Genomic DNA, 20,760 nt, shown 5'->3' on the forward strand with positions numbered 1-20,760 from the left:
GGTCGGCGCGCGGCCCGCTGGCGGCGGCGCGCAGGCGGCGCGTGCGCTCGGTGGCCAGGCGCGCGTGGCGGGCGCGGATCATGTGCTGCAGCGCACGCCATTCTTCCGCGCTCAGGGTTTCAAAATCGCGCTGGGCCAGGCGCTCCTGGGCCGAGAAGGTGAGCGGGGCGGTAAAGCGTTCGGCGCTGTCCTCGGAGCGCCGGCCGGATTCGGGCGGGCGCTGGGCGGCGAGCGCATCGGCCAGCCGGTTGTTGCGCGGGGGCGGCGGAGCGCCGGCGTCGACGCGCGGCAGCAGCAGGGCGCGCAGCTTGCCCTCCCAGTCGGGGTCGCGCCAGAACAGGTCGAAGGCGGCGTCGAACAGCGGGCGCTGGTCGGGCCCGCTCACCATCAGGGCCGCCATCGCCGCGCGCACCTCGTCGCGCCGGCCGATGTCCACGTATTGCAGCGCCAGCAGCGCGTCCACGGCCTGCGCGGGCGAGAGCCCGAAGCCGGCATCGCGCAGCAGGCGCACGAAGTGCGTGACATTGCGCGCGAGCATGGGCAGCGTGCCGGCGGGTTGCGCGGCGGCAAGGGGGGCATCCGGATGCAGCCTGGGCATGCCTCAGCCTCCCGGCGCCCGGCTGGCCAGCAATTCCGCCACGGTCGGGCCGTCCACGCGGGCCAGGTCGTCCTGGTACTTGAGCAGCACGCCCAGCGTGTCGCGCACCGATTGCGGATCGAGCTCGCTGACGCCGAGCGCGGCCAGGGCGCGGCACCAGTCGATCGCCTCGGCAATGCCAGGCGACTTGAACAGGTCGATGCCGCGCAGCCGGTGAATGAAATCGATGGCCTGGTGCTGCAGCGCGGCAGCCGCTTCAGAGGCGCGCGCGGCCACGATCTGCAGTTCGCGCTCGCGTTGCGGATAGCCCATCCACTGGTACAGGCAGCGGCGCTTGAGCGCGTCATGCACCTCGCGCGTGCGGTTGGAGGTGACGATGATCAGCGGTGGCTGTTCGGCCCGCACCACGCCGATTTCGGGAATCGACACCTGGTATTCCGACAGTACCTCCAGCAGGAAGGCCTCGAAGGGCTCGTCGGCGCGGTCGATCTCGTCGATCAGCAGCACGCGCGGGATGCCCGGCGCGGCGGGATCGGGCAGCAGCGATTCCAGCAAGGGCCGCTTGAGGAGGAAATCGTCGTGGTAAAGCGATTGCGCGTCGGGCCGCTCGCCGCGGGCTTCCGCCAGGCGCAGCGCCATGATCTGGCGCGGGTAGTCCCATTCGTACAGCGCACTGGAAGCATCGAGCCCCTCGTAGCATTGCAGCCGCAGCAGGCGCGTGCCGAGCGCGTCGGCGATGGCCCGCGCCAGCGCGGTCTTGCCCACGCCGGGCTCGCCCTCCAGAAAAAGCGGCCGCTGCATGCGCAGCGCCAGGTAGAGCACGGTGGCGGTCTCGCGGTCTGCGAAATACTGCTGCGCCTCCAGCAGGGCGGCGGTTTGATCGATGGACTGGGGAAGCATGAAAATAGCCGGATGATGCTATGTGCACAGAGGGTCGGCGCAGGATGGACGCCTTCCTGTTTGCGCCCTCCCTCTTCCCGGCCCCTCTCTCGCAAGCGGGAGAGGGTGGCAAGCCGGTGGCCGGGGAAGCGGGTTCGGGCTGGATGGCTCGGCCCTATCCCTTGAGCGCTTGCTCCACCGCTCGTGCCGCCAGCACCGGGATCAGGTGCGCGCGGTACTCGGCCGAGGCATGCAGGTCGGCATTCAGCTGGCCTGCATCGACCACCACCGCGCGTGCCGCCGCCGGTGTGAAGCTGGCCGTCAGCGCCTGTTCCAGCGGCGCGCTGCGGAAGACGCTATCCGCCGCGCCCGTTATCGCCACCCGCACGACCTTGCCGAACTGCGCCACCATCACACCCACCAGCGCGAAACGCGACGCCGGGTTGCGAAACTTGATGTAGGCGGCCTTATCCGGCGTGGGGAAGCGTACGGCGGTAATCAGTTCATCGGCTTCCAGCGCGGTTTCGTAGAGGCTCTTGAAAAAATTGTCGGCGGCGATATTGCGGCGGTCCGTCACCACGGTGGCGTTGAGGCCGAGTACGGCCGCCGGGTAGCAGGCGGCCGGATCGTTGTTGGCGAGCGAGCCGCCCAGCGTGCCCATCGCGCGTACCTGCCGGTCGCCGATGCCGTTGGCGAGCGCGGCCAGCGCCGGGATGCGCTTGAGCACGTCGGCATTGGCCGCCACGTCGGCGTGGCGTGCCGCCGCGCCGATCACCAGCTCGTCGTTCTCGACACGGATATCCGCCATGCCGGGGATGCGCGCCACATCGATCAGCGCCGACGGCGCTGCCAGCCGCAGCTTCATCGCGGCCAGCAGACTCTGGCCGCCGCCGAGGAACTTGGCGTCGCTGTCCGCCTTGAGCCTGGCCACCGCCGACGTGGCATCGGCGGCGCGTTCGTAATTGAATGCGTACATGGTGTGCCTCCGACGTCAGTTGGCGGTCTGCGCGTGGCGAATCGCCTGCCATACGCGGTGCGGTGTGGCGGGCATCTGGATGTCGCTCACGCCCAGCGGCGAGAGCGCGTCCACCAGCGCATTGATGAATGCCGGCGGCGAGCCGATCGCCCCTGCCTCGCCGCAGCCCTTCACGCCCAGCGGGTTGTGCGTGCAGGGTGTGCCCTTGGCGGTCTCCACCGTGAAGTCGGGCAGGTCGCCGGCGCGCGGCATGGCGTAGTCCATGTAGGAGCCGGTCAGCAACTGGCCGCTGTCGTCGTCGTAGATGCACTGCTCCAGCATGGCCTGGCCGAGGCCCTGGCCGATGCCGCCATGCACCTGGCCTTCGACGATCATCGGGTTGATGATGTTGCCGAAATCGTCCACCGCGGTGAACTTGATCACCTTGCTTTCGCCCGTATCGGGGTCCACCTCCACTTCGCAGATGTAGGCGCCGGACGGGTAAGTGAAGTTGGTCGGGTCGTAGAAGGCGTTTTCGTTCAGGCCGGGTTCGAGCTTGTCGAGCGGATAGTTGTGCGGCACGTAGGCGGTCAGCGCAACCTCGCCGAAGGTCTTGCTGCGGTCAGTGCCGGCCACGCTGAACACGCCGTTCTTGAACTCGATGTCCGCGTCCGAGGCTTCCAGCAGGTGGGCCGCGATCTTCTTGGCCTTGGCCTCGATCTTTTCGAGCGCCTTCATGATGGCCGAGCCGCCCACCGACAGCGAGCGCGAACCATAGGTGCCCATGCCGAAGGGCACCCGGCCGGTATCGCCATGCACGATTTCCACCGCTTCGAGCGCAATGCCGAGGCGCTCGGCCACGATCTGCGCGAAGGTGGTCTCATGTCCCTGGCCGTGGCTGTGCGAGCCGGTGAAGACGGTCACGGTGCCGGTGGGGTGCACGCGGACCTCGCCAACCTCGAACAGGCCCGCGCGCGCGCCCAGGGCGCCGGCGATATTCGACGGCGCCAGACCGCACGCCTCGATGTAGCACGAGTAGCCCAGGCCACGCAGCTTGCCGCGCTGCTTCGCTTCGTCGCGCCGCGCGGGGAAGCCCTTGACGTCGGCCAGTTCCTGCGCGCGCGCGAGGCACGGCTCGTAGTCGCCGGTGTCGTAGGTCAGGCCGACGGGGGTGGCGTAGGGGAAGTCGTGGATGAAGTTCTTGCGGCGCAGTTCGGCCGGGTCCATCTTCAGTTCGCGCGCCGCGGTTTCCACCAGCCTTTCCACCACATAAGTGGCTTCCGGGCGGCCCGCGCCGCGGTAGGCATCCACCGGCGAGGTGTTGGTGAACACCGCGCGCACCTCGGCGTAGATCGCCGGGGTGGTGTACTGCCCGGCCAGCAGCGTGGCGTACAGGATGGTCGGCACGCTGGAGGCGAAGGTCGACAGGTAGGCACCCATGTTGGCGGTGGTGTGCACCCGCATTGCCAGGAACCTGCCATCGGCATCGAGCGCCAGCTCGGCCTTGGTGACGTGGTCGCGCCCGTGGGCATCGGTCAGGAAGGATTCGGAGCGCTCGGCGGTCCACTTGATCGGGCGCTTGACCTTCTTCGAGGCCCAGGTCAGCGCCACGTCCTCCGCGTACAGGAAGATCTTGGAGCCGAAGCCGCCACCCACGTCCGGCGCAATGATGCGCAGCCGAGATTCCGGCAGGCCCAGCACGAAGGCGCCCATCAGCAGGCGCTCCACGTGCGGGTTCTGGTTCGAGACGTAGACGGTGTAGCTGTCGTCCTGCCGGGTGTAGCTGGCATTGACGGCGCGCGGCTCGATCGCGTTGGGGATCAGGCGGTTGTTGACGATCTCGAGCGTGGTCACGTGGGCGGCCTTGGCAAAGGCGGCGTCGGTGGCGGCGCGGTCGCCGTGGCCCCAGACATAGCTGGTGTTCTCCGGCACGTCGTCGTGCACCAGCGTGCTGGCCGAGGCTGCCTGCGCGGTGTTCACCACGGCGGGCAGTTCCTCGTATGCCACGTCGATCCTCTCGGCGGCGTCCTTGGCCTGCTGCAGCGTCTCGGCTACCACCAGCGCGACCTGGTCGCCCACGTGGCGTGCCTTGCCCTGCGCCAGCACCGGGTGCGGCGGCTCCTTCATCGGGCTGCCGTCGATGCTGTGGATCAGCCAGCCGCAAGGCAGGCCGCCGACCTTGTCGGCGGCGACGTCGTCACCGGTGAAGATGGCGATCACGCCGGGCGAGGCCAGTGCCTCGGTCTTGTCGATGGAAGCGATGCGCGCGTGGGCGTGCGGCGAGCGCAGGAAGTAGCCGTAGCTTTGCTGCGGCAGCACGATGTCGTCGGTGTACTGGCCGTTGCCGGTGAGGAAGCGGTAGTCTTCCTTGCGCTTGACCGAGGCGCCGATCAGGTGCTGGTCGTCAGGTGCGTTCATGGCGGTCCCCTTATTCGGCGCTGACGCCATGCATCGCGGCCTGGCCTTCCTGCACCGCGCGCACGATGTTGTGGTAGCCGGTACAGCGGCACAGGTTGCCCTCGAGCTGCTCGCGGATGGCGGCGGCGTCGGCATTCGGCTCGGCCTGGACCAGCGCGGTGGCGCTCATGACCATGCCGGGCGTGCAGAAGCCGCATTGCAGCCCGTGGCAATTGCGAAAGGCCTCCTGCATGGGATGGAGCTGGCCTTCGGGGGCCAGACCTTCAATGGTGGTGATCCTCGCACCATCCGCCTGCAGCGCCAGCATATTGCACGACTTGACCGCGCGGCCGTCCATATGGACGGTGCAAGACCCGCACTGGGCGGTGTCGCAGCCGACATGGGTGCCGGTGAGGCGGAGTTGTTCGCGCAGGAACTGGACGAGAAGGGTGTTGGGTTCTACCTGGGCATCCACGGCGCGGCCGTTGACGGTCAGGCGGATAGGAATCGCCATGCTTGTCTCCATGTGGGTGGACACGTGCATGACCAATCCGTGAATCCCGAAAATGCGCGGGACTGGCCACGACGCGTTACTGCCGTTTGCTGGTGACGGCTATTTCGTGATGTTGGTACTGCGGTGCTGCGGGCAGTGCGAATTGCTGCAGGTGCTGCATGTGCTGCGGGTGAAACCGGTAKGGCCAAGACGGCCGGGCCGCGAACGATTGGGCGCAGCAGGCTCTAACAGTTAATCACAAATCGCCGGCGCGTGCCATGCGGGTTGCCCCGCCGGCACCTCGCGCCGCCAGGACGCTGGCGGCGCGCTGCTAGAATGGCCCGCCGCCCGACCGCCAACCTGCACCGGCACCAATTCTCTCTATATGRAAGGCTTCATCGACTGGTTGTTCGAAACCGCCGCCCTGCCCAAAGTCGGGCTGCCGGCCATCTTCCTGGTCAGCCTGGTGTCCGCCACCTTGCTGCCCCTGGGCTCCGAGCCCGCGGTGTTCGGCTATATCAAGCTCAATCCGCATATGTTCTGGCCCGCCATCGTCGTGGCGACGCTGGGCAATACCGCGGGCGGAGCCATTGACTGGTGGCTGGGCTACGCGGCCAAGCTGGCGCTGGTGCGCTACCGCAAGCGGCGCCAGCAGCGCCAGCATGAGGAAGAGCACGCCGAGCACCGGAAGCACCCGCGCAAGCCGCGCAAGCCGGCCCTGGACGCGCGCTATTTCCGCTGGATGCGCAGGCTCGGTCCGCCAACCCTGCTCGCATCGTGGTTACCCGGGATTGGTGATCCTTTGTGCACTTTGGCGGGCTGGCTCCGGCTGCCGTTCTGGCCAAGCCTGGTTTACATGGCGATTGGCAAATTTCTGCGCTACCTTGCCATGACCATGGCCCTGCTATGGATCCCCAACAGTTTCTGGCATGGCATCGCCGCCGGCCTCAAAAGCCTGTTCTAGCGCGGCTTGCAGGCAGGTCCGGCGATGTGATGCAACCCTTGCCCAAGCAAGGTTCTGCCATGTTGCGGTGCGGCGAAAGCAGGCCTTGAAGTACAATTGCCCTTTAAAGACGATCCGGCGCACCGTCCCCGTGCGCTACAGGAAGCGGTCCCTCCCCATGAACGCCCCACTCGTGCTCGATGCCAAACTCGCCTCGCAGGATGCGCCCCCGCGCCTGCGTGAGATCCCTTATAACTACACGTCATTCTCGGATCGCGAGATTGTCATCCGGCTGCTAGGCGAAGAAGCCTGGCGCATCCTGCACGAGTTGCGCGCAGAGCGCCGCACCGGCCGGTCCGCCCGCATGCTGTACGAAGTGCTGGGCGATATCTGGGTGGTGCGCCGCAATCCCTACCTGCAGGACGACCTGCTGGAGAATCCCAAGCGCCGCCAGATGCTGGTGACCGCACTGCACCATCGGCTGTCCGAGGTGGAAAAGCGCCGCGCCGCCGACCGTGCCGAGCATGCCGAACCGGCGGCCGAGGACCGCTCCCACCGCGTCGAGCAGCTGGTCAGCTTTGCCAAGCAGGCGATCGAGGACTTCAAGCAGGAGTTCGCCGACGCCTACGACCTGCGCAAGCGCACCCTGCGCGTGCTGGGCCGCATCACGCAGAAGGACAACATCAAGTTCGACGGCTTGTCGCGCGTCTCGCATGTGACCGACGCGACYGACTGGCGGGTGGAATATCCCTTCGTGGTCCTCACGCCGGACACCGAAGAAGAGATCGCCGGCATGGTCAAGGGCTGTTTTGAGCTGGGCCTGACCATCATCCCGCGCGGAGGCGGCACCGGCTATACCGGCGGTGCCGTGCCGCTGACGCCGATGAGCGCGGTCATCAATACGGAAAAGCTCGAGCAGCTCGGGCCGGTGGAGCAGACCGACCTGCCTGGCGTATCGCACAAGGTCGCGACCATCTTCTCCGGCGCCGGCGTGGTGACGCGCCGCGTGGCGGATGCCGCCGACAAGGCGGGGCTGGTGTTCGCGGTCGACCCGACCTCGATCGACGCCTCCTGCATCGGCGGCAACGTGGCCATGAATGCCGGCGGCAAGAAGGCCGTGCTGTGGGGCACCGCGCTGGACAACCTGGCCTGGTGGCGCATGGTGGACCCGGAAGGCAACTGGCTGGAAGTCACGCGCCAGGACCACAACCTGGGCAAGATCCATGACGTGCCGGTCGCCACATTCGAGTTGAAATGGTCGGATGGCAACCGTGCGCCCGGCGAGAAGCCACTGCGCACGGAAACGCTGGTCATCGAAGGGCGCAAGTTCCGCAAGGAAGGCCTGGGCAAGGACGTGACCGACAAGTTCCTGGCCGGCCTGCCCGGTATCCAGAAGGAAGGCTGCGACGGCATCATCACCAGCGCCCGCTGGATCCTGCACCGCATGCCGGCGCATGTGCGCACGGTCTGCCTGGAGTTCTTCGGCCAGGCACGCGACGCCATTCCGAGCATCGTCGAGATCAAGGACTACCTCGACGCCGAGACGCGCACCCCCGGCGGCGCCATCCTGGCCGGCCTGGAGCATCTGGACGAGCGCTACCTGCGCGCGGTGGGCTATGCCACCAAGAGCAAGCGCAACGCCTTCCCCAAGATGGTGTTGATCGGCGATATCGTCGGCGACGACCAGGACGCGGTGGCCCGCGCCACCTCGGAAGTCATCCGCATGGCCAACGGCAAGAGCGGCGAAGGCTTCGTCGCGGTCAGCCCGGAGGCACGCAAGAAATTCTGGCTGGACCGCTCCCGTACCGCCGCCATCGCCAAGCACACCAACGCCTTCAAGATCAATGAAGACGTGGTGATCCCGCTGCCGCGCATGGGCGAGTACACCGATGGCATCGAGCGCATCAATATCGAGCTGTCGATCAAGAACAAGCTCCAGCTGACCGACGCGCTGGAAGCTTTCTTCGCGCGCGGCAACCTGCCGCTGGGCCGCAGCGACGACGCCAACGAGATCCCCAGCGCCGAACTGCTGGAAGACCGCGTGCAGCACGCCTTGCAGCTGCTGCGCGAGATCCGCTCGCGCTGGACCTATCTGCAGAACCATCTCGACACGCCGCTGGCCACCGCGCGCGCCGCGCTGATCGGCCACGGGCTGGGCCTGCTCGGCCAGGCCTTCGAGGCACGCCTGGCGCAGCAGCCGGACGCCACCGTGTTCCACTTGCTGCAGGACCGCACCATCCGCGTGTCCTGGAAGAGCGAGGTGCGCGCCGAGCTGCGCAATATCTTCAACGGCGGCGAGTTCAAGCCCATCCTCGACGAAGCGCAGAAGATCCACAAGCAGGTGCTGCGCGGCCGGGTTTTCGTGGCGCTGCACATGCACGCCGGCGACGGCAACGTGCACACCAACATCCCGGTCAATTCCGACGACTACGACATGCTGCAGGATGCCCACCGCGCGGTGGCCCGCATCATGGCGCTGGCGCGCTCGCTCGACGGCGTGATCTCCGGCGAGCACGGCATCGGCATCACCAAGCTGGAGTTCCTGACCGAAGACGAGATCGGCGAGTTCCGCGAGTACAAGCAGCGCGTGGACCCGCAGGGCCGCTTCAACAAGGGCAAGCTGTTGCCGGGCGCCGACCTGCGCAATGCCTATACGCCGTCGTTCGGGCTGATGGGACATGAGTCCATCATCATGCAGCAGAGCGATATCGGCGCTATCGCCGACAGCGTCAAGGACTGCCTGCGCTGCGGCAAGTGCAAGCCGGTGTGCGCCACCCACGTGCCGCGCGCCAACCTGCTGTACAGCCCGCGCAACAAGATCCTGGCGACTTCGCTGCTGGTGGAAGCCTTCCTGTACGAGGAGCAGACCCGCCGCGGCATCTCGATCAAGCACTGGGAMGAGTTCKMSGACGTGGCCGACCACTGCACGGTCTGCCACAAGTGCSTSACGCCSTGCCCGGTSAAGATCGACTTCGGCGACGTGTCGATGAACATGCGCAACCTGCTGCGCAAGATGGGGCAGAAGAAGTTCAATCCCGGCACCGCCGCGTCGATGTTCTTCCTCAACGCCACCAATCCGCAGACCATCAACATGACCCGCAAGGTCATGATTGACTGGGGCTTCAAGGCGCAGCGCCTGGGCAACGACGTGCTCAAGAAGTTCGCCAGGAAGCAGGCCGCGCACCCGCCCGCCACGGTGGGCCGCGCGCCGGTGCAAGAGCAGGTGATCCACTTCATCAACAAGAAGATGCCGGGCAACCTGCCCAAGAAGACCGCGCGTGCGCTGCTGGATATCGAAGACAACGAGATCGTGCCGATCATCCGCGACCCGAAGCGGACCTCGCCCGAGACCGAGGCGGTGTTCTACTTCCCGGGTTGCGGCTCGGAGCGGCTGTTCTCGCAGGTCGGCCTCGCCACGCAGGCCATGCTGTGGCATGTCGGCGTGCAGACCGTGTTGCCGCCGGGCTACCTGTGCTGCGGCTATCCGCAGCGCGGCAACGGCCAGTACGACAAGGCCGAGAAGATGGTCACCGACAACCGGGTGCTGTTCCACCGGGTCGCCAACACGCTGAATTACCTCGATATCAAGACCGTGGTGGTGAGCTGCGGCACCTGCTACGACCAGCTTGCCGGGTATGAATTCGACAAGATCTTCCCGGGCTGCCGCATCATCGACATCCACGAATACCTGCTGGAGAAGGGCGTCAAGCTGGAGGGCGTGACCGGTACGCGCTACATGTACCACGACCCCTGCCACACCCCGATCAAGACCATGGACCCGACCAAGCTCGTCAACGAGCTGATGGGCGGCAACGAGGGCGGCGGCAAGATCGAGAAGAACGAACGTTGCTGCGGCGAGTCTGGCACCCTGGCGGTGTCGCGTCCGGACGTTTCCACCCAGATCCGCTTCCGCAAGGAAGAGGAAATGACCAAGGGCGCGGACAAGCTGCGCACCGACGGCTTCGTCGGCGACGTCAAGATCCTGACCAGTTGCCCGTCCTGCCTGCAGGGTTTGTCGCGCTACAACGAAGACGCCACGGTAACGGCGGACTACATCGTGGTGGAAATGGCCAGGCACCTGCTGGGCGAGAACTGGATGCCGGACTACGTGGCCAAGGCCAATTCGGGCGGCATCGAGCGGGTGCTGGTGTGATGGAAGGGGCGAGGGCGGTGAGCACGATGCGCTTCGGCAAGCCTCTGGTTTGCGCCCCTCTCCCGCTTGCGGGAGAGCAGCCGGGGGAGAGGGCGGACGGGCGCCGGCCCGCAGGCTCTCACTCCGTGCAGGCTCCCGCCCTCTCCCCCAACCCAGGGCAGCGGACTGATGCCCCCGGCGTCCCGGGAGTGATCGCATGAACCTCATCCCCGACTGCCCCCTGTGCGAGACCGACGGCGGCGAACTGGCCTGGCGCGGCGAGCGCGCCCGCGTCATCCTGGTCGAGCACGAGCGCTTTCCAGGCTTTTGCCGGGTGGTCTGGAACGGCCACGTGGCCGAGCAGACCGACCTGCCCGAGGACGACCAGGCCTGGCTGATGCGCCTGGTGGCGCGCGTGGAGCGCGCGGTGCGCGAGACCATGTCGCCCGACAAGGTCAACCTTGCCGCTTTCGGCAATATGGTGCCGCACCTGCACTGGCATATCATTCCACGCTATCGCTGGGACACGCATTTCCCCGAAGCCGTCTGGGCGGCCCCGCAGCGCGAGCCCGATGCCGCGCGCCTGGCCGGCCTTGCGCAGCGCCTGCCGGCATTGCGTGCGGCCCTGGCGAAACTGGACGAAGTACGCTGACCCGAGGCGCGGATTGCTGCCGGTTTTTTGGAGTTTCCGGAACCAGCCGGGCAGCGCCGTCTTCTAACACCCGTTGTCTTCATTCACACAAGAGCGGGGCCGGTGGATCAGCCATGGCCCGCCCGCGCGAAAGGTGCCATGTCCACACCGACTTCCGTTACCGTTCCAGGCCCGGCCGTGCCGGCCCGTGCCCTCAAAGTCCAGAGCCGCCTGCGGATGGGCGAGACCTGGGACCTGATCAAGCCTTACTGGATATCCGAGGACCGCAAGGCCGGGCTGGGGCTACTGGCCTTCGTCGTCGCGCTCAATCTCGGCATCGTCTATATCAATGTGCTGCTCAATGACTGGACCCGCGTGTTCTACAACGCGCTGGAGCAGCACGACTACGCCTCCTTCAAGGCGCTGCTGATCCGCTTTTCGTGGATTGCCGGCTTCTTCATCGTGGCGGCCATCTCGCGCCAGTACTACACCATGATGCTGCAAATGCGCTGGCGTACGTGGATGACGGGGCGCTTCATGGACCACTGGCTCAGTCATCAGGCGTACTACCGCATCGAGCAGACCCATACCACTGACAACCCTGACCAGCGGCTGGCCGACGACCTGCGCTCGTTTACCGATGGTGCCCTGACGCTCTCGCTCGGGCTGCTCAATTCGGTGGTAACGCTGCTGTCCTTCGTTGGCATCCTGTGGGCGGTGTCAGGGCCGATCAGCTTCATGCTCGGCGGCAACGAGATCATCATTCCCGGCTATATGGTGTGGTTCGCCATCGGCTACGCGGTGATCGGGTCGCTGATCGCCCACCTCGTGGGCCGGCCGCTGATCGGGCTGAGCTACCAGCAGGAGCGGTACGAGGCGGATTTTCGCTTCACGCTGGTGCGCCTGCGCGAGAACAGCGAGCCCGTGGCGCTGTACCGGGGGGAACCGACCGAACAGGCCGGCCTGCGCTCGCGCTTCGACCGCATTCGCGCCAACTGGAACCAGTTGATGCGTTATACGCGGCGCCTGACCTTCGTCAATTCCGGCTATGCCCAGTTCGCCATCATCTTCCCGCTGATCGTGGCCGCTCCGCGCTACTTCGCCGGCAAGATGACGCTCGGCGGGTTGATGCAGGTGAGTTCGGCATTCGGCCAGGTGCAGGGCGCCCTGTCCTGGTTCGTCGATAACTACGCGACGCTGGTCGGCTRGAAGGCCGCGGCCAACCGGCTGATCGATTTCCGCGACGCCATCCGGGTGGCCGAGCGGCAGGACCAGGAACACACCGGCGTGCGCGATATCGAGGTGGACCAGGCGGATGCCGACGGCATCCGCATCGACACCCTAGCACTGGCGCTGCCGGTGCGCACGGGCAATGGCGGCGAAATCCACCAGCGGCCGCTGGTGGCGCCGTTCTCGCTGGAGATCGGCGCCGGCGAGCGCTGGCTGGTCAGCGGTCCCTCCGGCTGCGGCAAGAGCGTGTTGTTCCGCGCGCTGGCCGGCATCTGGCCATATGGCAGCGGCACGGTAGCCATGCCGCGCGCGGCCAGCTTGCTGTTCCTGCCGCAACGCAGCTACCTGCCGATCGGGTCGCTGGCCGATGCGCTGGCTTATCCCGACGCCGGCACCGCCCACAGCCGCGAGGCTCTGCAGGAGGTGCTGCGCCAGGCCCAGCTCGGCGCCCTGACCGAGCAGCTTGATGTGTTCGACAACTGGTCGCTGCGTTTGTCGCCGGGCGAACAGCAGCGGCTCGCCTTCGCGCGGGCGCTGCTGCAAAAGCCCGACTACCTCTTCCTCGACGAAGCCACCAGCGCGCTCGACGAGGAGACCGAGAGCGCGATGTACCGCCTGATGGTGGAATCGCTGCCCGGCGCGGCGATCATCAGCATCGCCCACCGCAGCACGGTAGCCGCCTTTCATGATCGCCGCCTGCGCTACGTTGCCGCGGACGGCGCGCACTGGAAGACGGAGCAAGATGGGCAAGGCGAGGCGGCTGCGGTAAGCTATCGGGTCGTACACGAAGCGTGAAGGCGGGTGTGGCCGCGATTTGCGGCGCGCCGAAAGCCGCGCGCCACCCATCATGGCAGGCCTCGAAAAAGATACTCCCCACCCCACCGCCCTCACCGTGCACACCCAGTCGCGCGTGCTGGAGGTGGGCTTCGACAACGGTGCCAGCTTCCGGCTGCCCTTCGAGTACCTGAGGGTGAACTCGCCCTCGGCCGAAGTGCAGGGCCACGGCCCGGGCCAGGAAGTGCTGCAGACCGGCAAGCGCGATGTCACCATCGCCGCGGTCGAGCCGGTTGGCAACTACGCCATCCTGATCCGTTTTTCCGACGGTCACGATACCGGCATCTATTCCTGGGAGCTGCTTTACCGCCTGGGCGCAGAGCAGGATGCCATCTGGCAGGCCTACCTGCAGCGCCTGGAAGCGGCCGGGGTCGACCGCGACACCCCGATGGTGGCCGGCGGCGGCCATGCCTGCGGCCATCACTGAGCGCCCCGCGGGCCATTACTGAATTCTGGAGCGAGTCATGAGCGAAACCCACTTCGGGTTCGAGAAGGTCAAGGAAGAAGAGAAGGCCGGCAAGGTGGCCGAAGTCTTCCATTCGGTGGCCAACAAGTACGATGTCATGAACGACCTGATGTCCGGCGGCATGCACCGGCTGTGGAAGATGTTCACCATCGCCCAGGCCGGCGTGCGGCCCGGTTTCAAGGTGCTCGACATCGCCGGCGGCACCGGCGACCTGGCCAAGGCCTTCGCGCGCCAGGCCGGACCTGCCGGCGAGGTCTGGCTGACCGATATCAACGAATCCATGCTGCGGGTGGGCCGCGATCGCCTATTGAACAAGGGCATCGTCATCCCCACCTGCCTGTGTGACGCGGAGCGGATTCCCTTCCCCGACAATTACTTCGATGTGGTCACCGTATCCTTCGGGTTGCGCAACATGACCCACAAGGACSKSGCGCTGGCCGAGATGCGCCGCGTGRTCAAGCCGGGCGGCAAGGTCATGGTGCTGGAGTTCTCCAAGGTGTGGAAGCCGCTGGAAAAGGCCTACGATCTCTATTCGCTGAAGTTCCTGCCGTGGCTGGGGCAGCGCGTGGTACAGGATTCCGATAGCTATCGCTATCTGGCGGAATCCATCAGAATGCATCCAGACCAGGTTTCACTTGTACGTCTTATGGAACATGCGGGCCTGGACAATGTCGAATACTTCAACCTGACGGCAGGAGTGGTAGCACTCCACGTCGGGCGAAAGTACTAGACTGATATAGGCTCACGGAAAAATGAGCGAACTTAACAGGGGAAGCACTGATATGTCGCTATTTCGCGCAAGATTCATGGCGGGTGTGCTGATTGGCACGCTTGCCCTCGGCATGGCGCTGGACGCGAACGCCAAACGCCTCGGCGGGTCTCGCAGCGTTGGCAAGCAATCGTCCGGCGTGACGCAGCGCCAGCAGGCGCCGGCACAGCAATCGCCGAACCAGACGCCCGCGCAGCAGCAACCGGCCCAGCAAGCCGCGCCGGCCGGTGCCGCTGCTGGCGCTGGCGCGGCAGCCGCTGCCGCACCCAAGCGCAACTGGGGAGGCATGCTCGGCGGCATCGCCGCCGGCCTGGGCATTGGCTGGCTGTTGTCGCACTTCGGCCTGGGCGGTGCCGCCATGGGCTTCTTGTCCAACCTGATCCTGATCGCCCTGGTGGCGTTCGTTGCGATCTGGCTGATCCGCAAGTTCCGCGGCGGCGCGAGCCGTCCGCAGCAACCGGCCTATGCCGGAGCGGGTGCTGGTAACGGCCCGGGTGGCATGGGCGGAAGCAACGAGCCGGTGCTGCGCCAGCAAGTGCCTGCCGGCGCACCGAATCCCGTGATGTCCGGATCTGGCGCCGCCTCGCCGCTGCAGTCCGCCGCGCCGGTGATGGCCGGTGCCGCCGCTGCTGCAGCCGTGGCCCAGCCTTGGGGCGTGCCGGCCGACTTCGACACTGAAGCCTTCCTGCGTAACGCCAAGGTTYACTACGTGCGCCTGCAGGCYGCSTGGGAYGCCGGCAATCTCGASGACATCCGYGAGTTCACCACGCCGGAAATGTTTGCCGAGATCAAGATGGACTTGTCCGAGCGGGGCGCCGAGGTCAACAAGACCGACGTGGTCACGCTGGAAGCCGAGCTGCTCGGCATCGAGGACAGCCCGGCCCAGCATCTGGCCAGCGTGCGCTTCTCCGGCATGATCCGTGAAAAGGCCGGCGATCCGGCACAGCCTTTCGCTGAAGTCTGGAACCTGGCGAAGCCGGTGACGGGTAGCGGTGGCTGGCTGCTGGCTGGTATTCAGCAGGTTTCCTGAGTGCTGGGAGTGCTCTGCTGGCCGCTGCACGGCCGGCAGGTGGCATAGAATGGAGGCCCACGTGAAAACGTGGGCTTTTCTTGTTTGTGGGGTGGGGAGATTCTGTTGCTTGGCTTCAAGGGCTTAACTTCAACGTCAAAGGCTTAAAGTCAAAGGCGGTTTCACCACCCCTGCGGGGCGGCGACCTACTTTCTTGTCTTGCCAAGAAAGTAGGCAAAGAAGGCGCGCCGGATGGGGCGAAAGACTCCTCGTCGGCAGRCAAAAAGAGCGGCCGGGGGCCAAACTCGCATCGCCTTAAGGCGATACTCAAACATGGCCCCCTCTTTTCCGCTCTTTTTGCCTGCCGACGAGGCGCCCCATACGGCCTGGTACACCTTGACGGCTCGCTTCGCAGCGCCCCAAGGGCGGGCCACACCGTCCCGCGATGCGAAGCGAGCCGTGTGGGTGTACCGGCCGTATGGGGCGCCTCGGRATCCGGCGRAAAGAGCGGAAAAGAGGGACCCATGTTTGAGTATCGCCTTAAGGCGATGCGAGTTTGGGTCCCGGCCGCTCTTTTCGCCGGATCCCGAGGGGGTGTCGCCCCATCCGGCGCGCCTTTTTTGCCTACTTTTTTGGCAAGACAAAAAAGTAGGTCGCCCCCCGCAGGGGGGTGAAACCGCCTTTGACTTTAGGCTTTTGAAGTTGAAGTTGAAGTTGAAGTTGAAGTTGAATTTAAGCCCTCCTGAAGCCAGAGATCCTTTGACTTAACCCAAAACACCCCAATATCCCCCGGTACCCAGAGCCAAACCAAATTCCGCCAAACGGCAAAGAAACCACCCACCCCCAAACCGGCTCCAACAAGCCAAGCCCCCGAACAACCCTGTATCCCCATCATGCCCATCTTCCCCACCCTCCCTGAATGGCTATCCCATCTCGAATCCGCCCATCCGGTGGGCATCGACATGGGCCTGGCGCGTATCACCCGCGTCAAGGAAGCCCTGGGGCTGCGCATTGATGCCGTGGTGTTCACCGTCGGCGGCACCAACGGCAAGGGCTCCACCTGCGCCATGCTGGAGCGCATCCTGCTGGAGGCCGGCTACAAGGTGGGTTGCCATACCTCGCCGCACCTGATTTCGTTTAACGAGCGCGCCCGCATCAATGGCGAGTTCGCTACCGATGCGCAACTGCTGCCGCATTTCGAGGCGGTGGAGCGCGCGCGCACCAGCTTTGCCGATCCGGTGAGCCTGACGTATTTCGAGTTCACCACGCTGGCGATCATCCATGCCTTCGCCGCGGCAGGGCTCGACGCGATGATCCTGGAGGTGGGGCTGGGCGGCCGGTTGGACGCGGTGAACGTGATCGATACCGATTGCGCCATCTTGACCAGCGTGGACATCGACCATACGCAGTACCTGGGCGACACGCGCGAAAAGATCGGCTACGAGAAGGCCGGTATCTTCCGTCCCGGCGTGCCGGCCATCGTGGCGGACCCGATGCCGCCGAAGTCGGTGATCGAGCATGCCGAGGCCATCGGCGCGGACCTCTGGCTGGTGGGCCGGGATTTCCAGCATCAGGCTGCCAAGGGCCAGGAGCGCCAGCAGTGGGACTGGAGCGGCCGCGAGCGCAAGCTCAACGGGCTGGGTTATCCGGCCCTGCGAGGCGCCAATCAGTTGCTCAACGCCTCGGCCGCGCTGGCGGCGCTGCAGGCCATGCGTCCGCGCCTGCCGGTCAGCGCGCAGGAAGTGCGCAACGGGCTGGCCTTCGTCGAACTGCCGGGGCGCTTCCAGGTCATGCCGGGACGCCCGGCGGTGATCCTGGATGTGGCGCACAATCCGCACGCAGCCGCCACGCTGGGGCAGAACCTCGAGAACATGGGCTTCTTCCGCTACACCTATGCGGTGTTCGGCGCGATGGAGGACAAGGATATCGCCGGCGTACTGCGCCATCTGGCCGACAAGGTCGACCACTGGTGCCTGTGCGACCTGCCGACGCCGCGTGCGGCCAGCGCGGCGGATCTGCTGGAGAAGCTGGAGGAGGGCGGTTTCCATCCCGGCCCCGATGCTACGGCGGCCTGCTTTCCCAGCCCGGAGGCGGCTTACCGGGATGCCCTCGGCAGAGCGACCGAGGATGATAGAATTCTGGTCTTCGGATCGTTCTACACCGTGGCGGGCGTGATGGCATATCGCGCTACCCGGGCAAATTGAGTCGCGCGGCCGCCGGGCAGTTTTCCGGGGCTAACACCGGGGCAAATCGCCGCGCAATCTGAGCGACAATTTCAACGGCCGGTTTCCGGCCGTCGCACCGAACCAATCTATGGGCCTGCTTTCGCTGTTTTCTTCCCGCAAGGGCAACGCCCCGGCACCGGAGCGCACTCGCCGCTCGCGTTCGGATCCGGGTGCAGGCATCGCTTCGTCGCGACGCCTGGCCGAGGAGTACGCAGACGACACGCTCGACCCGGAATTCCCGCAGAAGCAGCGGGCGCGCCGGCGCCTGATCGGCGCCGTGGTGCTGACGGCAGCTGCCGTCATCGTGCTGCCGATCGTATTCGAGACCCAGCCAAGGCCAGTCGTCGACAATATCTCGGTAAAGATCGATGGTGGCCCGGGCGGGGCCGGCGGCAAGGTGAAGCCCGATGCCCGCAAGGCGGATCCGTTGCCGCCCGCGCCGCAATCCAGGCTCGACAGCCAGGCGCTCGATGCCGGCGAGGAACTGGTTGCCGATGCGGCACCGGCCAAGCCTGCCGTCGCGGCAGCGGCGCCTGCCGAGAAGGCCGCGGACAAACCGGTTGTCCGCGCGGATGCCAAGCCCGGCAGCGGCAAGTTCCTGGTATTGATCGGCGCCTTTTCCTCCGAGGTAAAGGCCAAGGAGTGGCTGAGCAAGCTCAAGGCGGGCAAAGTGCCGGCCTACATCGAGAAAAAGACACTGGCCGACGGCGAGCGCGTGCTCTTGCGTGCCGGCCCTTTTTCGGATCGCGATGCGGCTGATGCCGCCGAAAAGCGAGTGCGCGCCGTGGGCCTGACCGCCAAGGTGGTCGAACAGTAATGCCAAGGGCGGGCTGGACCAAACGCCAGCCGCCATACCGGGGCACCGGGGACACCGTATTACGCATGCAGCCGACTTTTTTCGATTACAGCGTTGTTTTCATCCTGATTGCCTCAGGCCTGATCGGCGTGTTGCGCGGGCTGGTGCGAGAGGTGCTCTCGCTGATCGGCTGGGTGGTGGCGTTCCTGGTGGCCTACCATTTCGCGGGTACCGCGGCAGGCTGGATTCCCGAATCGGTACCGGGCGGTCAGCTGGCGCGCAGCGCACTGGGCTTCGGGGTGCTGTTCATCGGCACCGTGATTGCTGCGGCACTTGCCGGTACGGTGTTGGGCCAGTTGCTCGAAAGTACCGGGCTCAAGCCCGCCGACCGCGGCCTTGGGCTGGTGTTCGGGCTTGTGCGCGGCGCACTGGTGGTGATGTTCGTGGTGACTCTGGCCGGGCTCACCAAGCTGCCCGAGGAGGCGTTCTGGCGCGATGCGCTGTCCCGGCCCTACGTGATGGAGGCGATGGAGTCGCTGCGGCCGTGGCTGCCGCCCGAAGTCGCCAAATACGTCAAGACATGACATGAGGCCGGGCAGACCGTCCGGCTGGTAGTACGCAGGCTCTGCCCTACAGGGTGGGGCCGCCCCGATTCAAACGCCTTTCCTGGGAGCTTGGCATGTGCGGTATCGTCGGTGTGGTTTCCTCCACGCCCGTTAACCAATTGATTTACGACAGCCTGCTGCTGTTGCAACACCGCGGACAGGATGCAGCCGGCATCGCTACCGCAAATGGCAGCACCTTCCACATGCACAAGGCCAATGGCCTGGTGCGCGACGTGTTTCGCACGCGCAATATGCGCGGCCTGCCCGGTGCCGCCGGCATCGGCCAGGTGCGTTACCCCACCGCCGGTTCGGCCTCGAGCGAGGAAGAAGCCCAACCGTTCTATGTCAACGCGCCTTACGGCGTGATCCTGGCCCATAACGGCAACCTCACCAACTGGAAGCAGTTGCACGAGGAACTGTTCAGCCGCGACCGCCGCCACATCAACACGCACTCCGATACCGAAGTGCTGCTCAACGTGCTGGCTGACGAGCTGCAACGCGCCAGCAGCGGCCTTGCGCTGGACCCGGCCACGATCTTCAAGGCCGTGGCGGGCATGCACCGCCGTGTGCGTGGCTCGTACGCCATTGCTGCGCAGATCGCCGGCTACGGCATGCTGGCCGTGCGCGATCCGTTCGGTATCCGTCCGCTATGCCTGGGCAGCGTGGAAACGCCGACCGGCAAGGAATGGATGGTGGCATCGGAGTCGGTGGCACTCGAAGGCATCGGCTACAAGCTCGAGCGCGACGTGGCGCCCGGCGAGGCCATCTTCATCGACCTCGACGGCAATCTCTACACCCAGCAGTGCGCCGATAACCCGGTGCTGACGCCGTGTATCTTCGAGTACGTCTACCTGGCACGCCCGGATTCGTGCATCGATGGCGTGCCGGTGTACGACGCGCGCCTGCGCATGGGCGATTACCTTGCCGAAAAGATTCGCACCGAAGTCTCCGCGGGCGATATCGACGTGGTGATGCCGATCCCCGATTCTAGCCGTCCGGCCGCCATGCAGGTGGCCAACAAGCTGGGCGTGAACTATCGCGAGGGCTTCTTCAAGAACCGCTATATCGGCCGCACCTTCATCATGCCCGGCCAGGCGGTGCGCAAGAAGTCGGTGCGCCAGAAGCTCAACGCCATGGGTGTGGAGTTCAAGGGCAAGAACGTGCTGATCGTGGACGATTCCATCGTGCGCGGCACTACCTCTTTCGAAATCGTGCAGATGGCCCGTGACGCCGGCGCCAACAAGGTGATCTTCGCCTCGGCCGCGCCGCCGGTGAAGTTCCCCAATGTGTACGGCATCGATATGCCCACGCGCAGCGAGCTGGTCGCCTACGGCCGCAGCCACGAAGAGATCGCCAGGATCATCGGCGCCGACAAGCTGGTCTACCAGGATGTCGAAGCGATGAAGCAGGCGGTGCGCGACATCAACCCGGCGCTGAAGGACTTCGATGCATCGTGCTTCGATGGCCGCTACATCACCGGCGATATCGACGAAGCCTACCTGGAGCGCCTGGAAACCGCGCGCAGCCAGGCCGATCGCGACGGCACCGGTGGCCTCGGTGACGGCGAGCGCTCGCAGCTGCACTTGCAGCGCTCGGGCGGTAACGAGTAAGACGCGGCGCACCCGCGGCATACCCGCGGAGTTGACGCAGGGCGGGGCCCGGCCGTAACATTGCCGGGCGTCGATTTGATTGTCAGCTTGCGGACGCGGGTCCTGCCGGAGTTTGGTTCTTATCCCGGAACAGGAAATTGCCCGTCACAGGGAAATGCCCGAAACAGCTAAAGCGGAACACCGGCTTA

Annotated in this window: 15 protein-coding genes and 1 pseudogene; 11 read left to right on the forward strand and 5 right to left on the reverse strand. The window is 65.9% G+C overall.

Annotated elements, in window-relative coordinates; all coding sequences use genetic code 11:
* The 5 genes and pseudogenes from AC1DKD_RS25010 to AC1DKD_RS25030 all read right to left on the reverse strand — a co-directional run.
* Positions 1-598: pseudogene (locus tag AC1DKD_RS25010) on the reverse strand (hypothetical protein); the annotation flags it as partial.
* Between the two features lie 3 nt (positions 599-601).
* Positions 602-1,498: an AAA family ATPase gene (locus AC1DKD_RS25015; protein WP_441636274.1), complete on the reverse strand. Its 897-nt coding sequence runs from the start codon at positions 1,496-1,498 to the stop codon at positions 602-604.
* 154 nt (positions 1,499-1,652) lie between these two features.
* Positions 1,653-2,453 carry an FAD binding domain-containing protein gene (locus AC1DKD_RS25020; protein WP_045240836.1) on the reverse strand — a complete coding sequence of 267 codons (801 nt, stop codon included), beginning with the start codon at positions 2,451-2,453 and terminating at the stop codon, positions 1,653-1,655.
* 15 nt (positions 2,454-2,468) lie between these two features.
* Positions 2,469-4,850: a xanthine dehydrogenase family protein molybdopterin-binding subunit gene (locus AC1DKD_RS25025; RefSeq protein ID WP_441636271.1), complete on the reverse strand. Its 2,382-nt coding sequence runs from the start codon at positions 4,848-4,850 to the stop codon at positions 2,469-2,471.
* A gap of 10 nt (positions 4,851-4,860) precedes the next feature.
* Positions 4,861-5,343: a (2Fe-2S)-binding protein gene (locus AC1DKD_RS25030; RefSeq protein WP_441636269.1), complete on the reverse strand. Its 483-nt coding sequence runs from the start codon at positions 5,341-5,343 to the stop codon at positions 4,861-4,863.
* A 364-nt stretch (positions 5,344-5,707) separates the two neighbouring features.
* On the opposite strand from AC1DKD_RS25030, the gene AC1DKD_RS25035 reads away from it, so the two are divergent.
* The 11 genes from AC1DKD_RS25035 (at position 5,708) to purF (ending at position 20,572) form a co-directional block, all read left to right on the forward strand.
* The gene (locus AC1DKD_RS25035) at positions 5,708-6,286 is read left to right on the forward strand and encodes a YqaA family protein (RefSeq protein ID WP_477143827.1); all 579 of its coding nucleotides are present in this window, start codon (positions 5,708-5,710) and stop codon (positions 6,284-6,286) included.
* Positions 6,287-6,443: 157 nt separating this feature from the next.
* Positions 6,444-10,418 (forward strand): DUF3683 domain-containing protein, encoded by a 3,975-nt coding sequence (locus AC1DKD_RS25040; protein ID WP_477143828.1) that lies wholly within the window; start codon positions 6,444-6,446, stop codon positions 10,416-10,418.
* A gap of 196 nt (positions 10,419-10,614) precedes the next feature.
* Positions 10,615-11,049 (forward strand): HIT family protein, encoded by a 435-nt coding sequence (locus AC1DKD_RS25045; protein WP_441636264.1) that lies wholly within the window; start codon positions 10,615-10,617, stop codon positions 11,047-11,049.
* Between the two features lie 138 nt (positions 11,050-11,187).
* Positions 11,188-13,053, forward strand: a complete 1,866-nt coding sequence (locus AC1DKD_RS25050; RefSeq protein WP_477143829.1) for an ABC transporter ATP-binding protein/permease — start codon at positions 11,188-11,190, stop codon at positions 13,051-13,053.
* Positions 13,054-13,105: 52 nt separating this feature from the next.
* Positions 13,106-13,519 (forward strand): gamma-butyrobetaine hydroxylase family protein, encoded by a 414-nt coding sequence (locus tag AC1DKD_RS25055; RefSeq protein WP_276291551.1) that lies wholly within the window; start codon positions 13,106-13,108, stop codon positions 13,517-13,519.
* Between the two features lie 37 nt (positions 13,520-13,556).
* On the forward strand, positions 13,557-14,288 hold the full coding sequence (gene ubiE / locus AC1DKD_RS25060; RefSeq protein WP_477143830.1) for a bifunctional demethylmenaquinone methyltransferase/2-methoxy-6-polyprenyl-1,4-benzoquinol methylase UbiE: 732 nt from the start codon (positions 13,557-13,559) through the stop codon (positions 14,286-14,288).
* A 52-nt stretch (positions 14,289-14,340) separates the two neighbouring features.
* Positions 14,341-15,357 (forward strand): Tim44 domain-containing protein, encoded by a 1,017-nt coding sequence (locus AC1DKD_RS25065; protein ID WP_477143831.1) that lies wholly within the window; start codon positions 14,341-14,343, stop codon positions 15,355-15,357.
* Positions 15,358-16,229: 872 nt separating this feature from the next.
* Positions 16,230-17,540: a bifunctional tetrahydrofolate synthase/dihydrofolate synthase gene (gene folC / locus AC1DKD_RS25070; protein WP_441634685.1), complete on the forward strand. Its 1,311-nt coding sequence runs from the start codon at positions 16,230-16,232 to the stop codon at positions 17,538-17,540.
* Positions 17,541-17,649: 109 nt separating this feature from the next.
* Positions 17,650-18,378, forward strand: a complete 729-nt coding sequence (locus AC1DKD_RS25075) for an SPOR domain-containing protein (RefSeq protein WP_441634687.1) — start codon at positions 17,650-17,652, stop codon at positions 18,376-18,378.
* Positions 18,379-18,443: 65 nt separating this feature from the next.
* Positions 18,444-18,941 (forward strand): CvpA family protein, encoded by a 498-nt coding sequence (locus AC1DKD_RS25080; RefSeq protein WP_441634689.1) that lies wholly within the window; start codon positions 18,444-18,446, stop codon positions 18,939-18,941.
* Between the two features lie 95 nt (positions 18,942-19,036).
* Positions 19,037-20,572 (forward strand): amidophosphoribosyltransferase, encoded by a 1,536-nt coding sequence (gene purF / locus AC1DKD_RS25085; protein ID WP_441634691.1) that lies wholly within the window; start codon positions 19,037-19,039, stop codon positions 20,570-20,572.
* Positions 20,573-20,760: the final 188 nt, after the last annotated feature.

The sequence above is a fragment of the Cupriavidus sp. 05T313 genome (assembly GCF_056396665.1).

What these genes read in the sequence shown, in the direction of transcription:
- folC (WP_441634685.1), top strand. Translation starts at nt 16,230, where the DNA reads ATGCCCATCTTCCCCACCCTCCCTGAATGGCTATCCCATCTCGAATCC.
- AC1DKD_RS25045 (WP_441636264.1), top strand. Translation starts at nt 10,615, where the DNA reads ATGAACCTCATCCCCGACTGCCCCCTGTGCGAGACCGACGGCGGCGAA.
- AC1DKD_RS25030 (WP_441636269.1), bottom strand. Translation starts at nt 5,343, where the DNA reads ATGGCGATTCCTATCCGCCTGACCGTCAACGGCCGCGCCGTGGATGCC.
- AC1DKD_RS25075 (WP_441634687.1), top strand. Translation starts at nt 17,650, where the DNA reads ATGGGCCTGCTTTCGCTGTTTTCTTCCCGCAAGGGCAACGCCCCGGCA.
- AC1DKD_RS25055 (WP_276291551.1), top strand. Translation starts at nt 13,106, where the DNA reads ATGGCAGGCCTCGAAAAAGATACTCCCCACCCCACCGCCCTCACCGTG.
- AC1DKD_RS25025 (WP_441636271.1), bottom strand. Translation starts at nt 4,850, where the DNA reads ATGAACGCACCTGACGACCAGCACCTGATCGGCGCCTCGGTCAAGCGC.
- AC1DKD_RS25080 (WP_441634689.1), top strand. Translation starts at nt 18,444, where the DNA reads ATGCAGCCGACTTTTTTCGATTACAGCGTTGTTTTCATCCTGATTGCC.
- AC1DKD_RS25020 (WP_045240836.1), bottom strand. Translation starts at nt 2,453, where the DNA reads ATGTACGCATTCAATTACGAACGCGCCGCCGATGCCACGTCGGCGGTG.
- AC1DKD_RS25015 (WP_441636274.1), bottom strand. Translation starts at nt 1,498, where the DNA reads ATGCTTCCCCAGTCCATCGATCAAACCGCCGCCCTGCTGGAGGCGCAG.
- purF (WP_441634691.1), top strand. Translation starts at nt 19,037, where the DNA reads ATGTGCGGTATCGTCGGTGTGGTTTCCTCCACGCCCGTTAACCAATTG.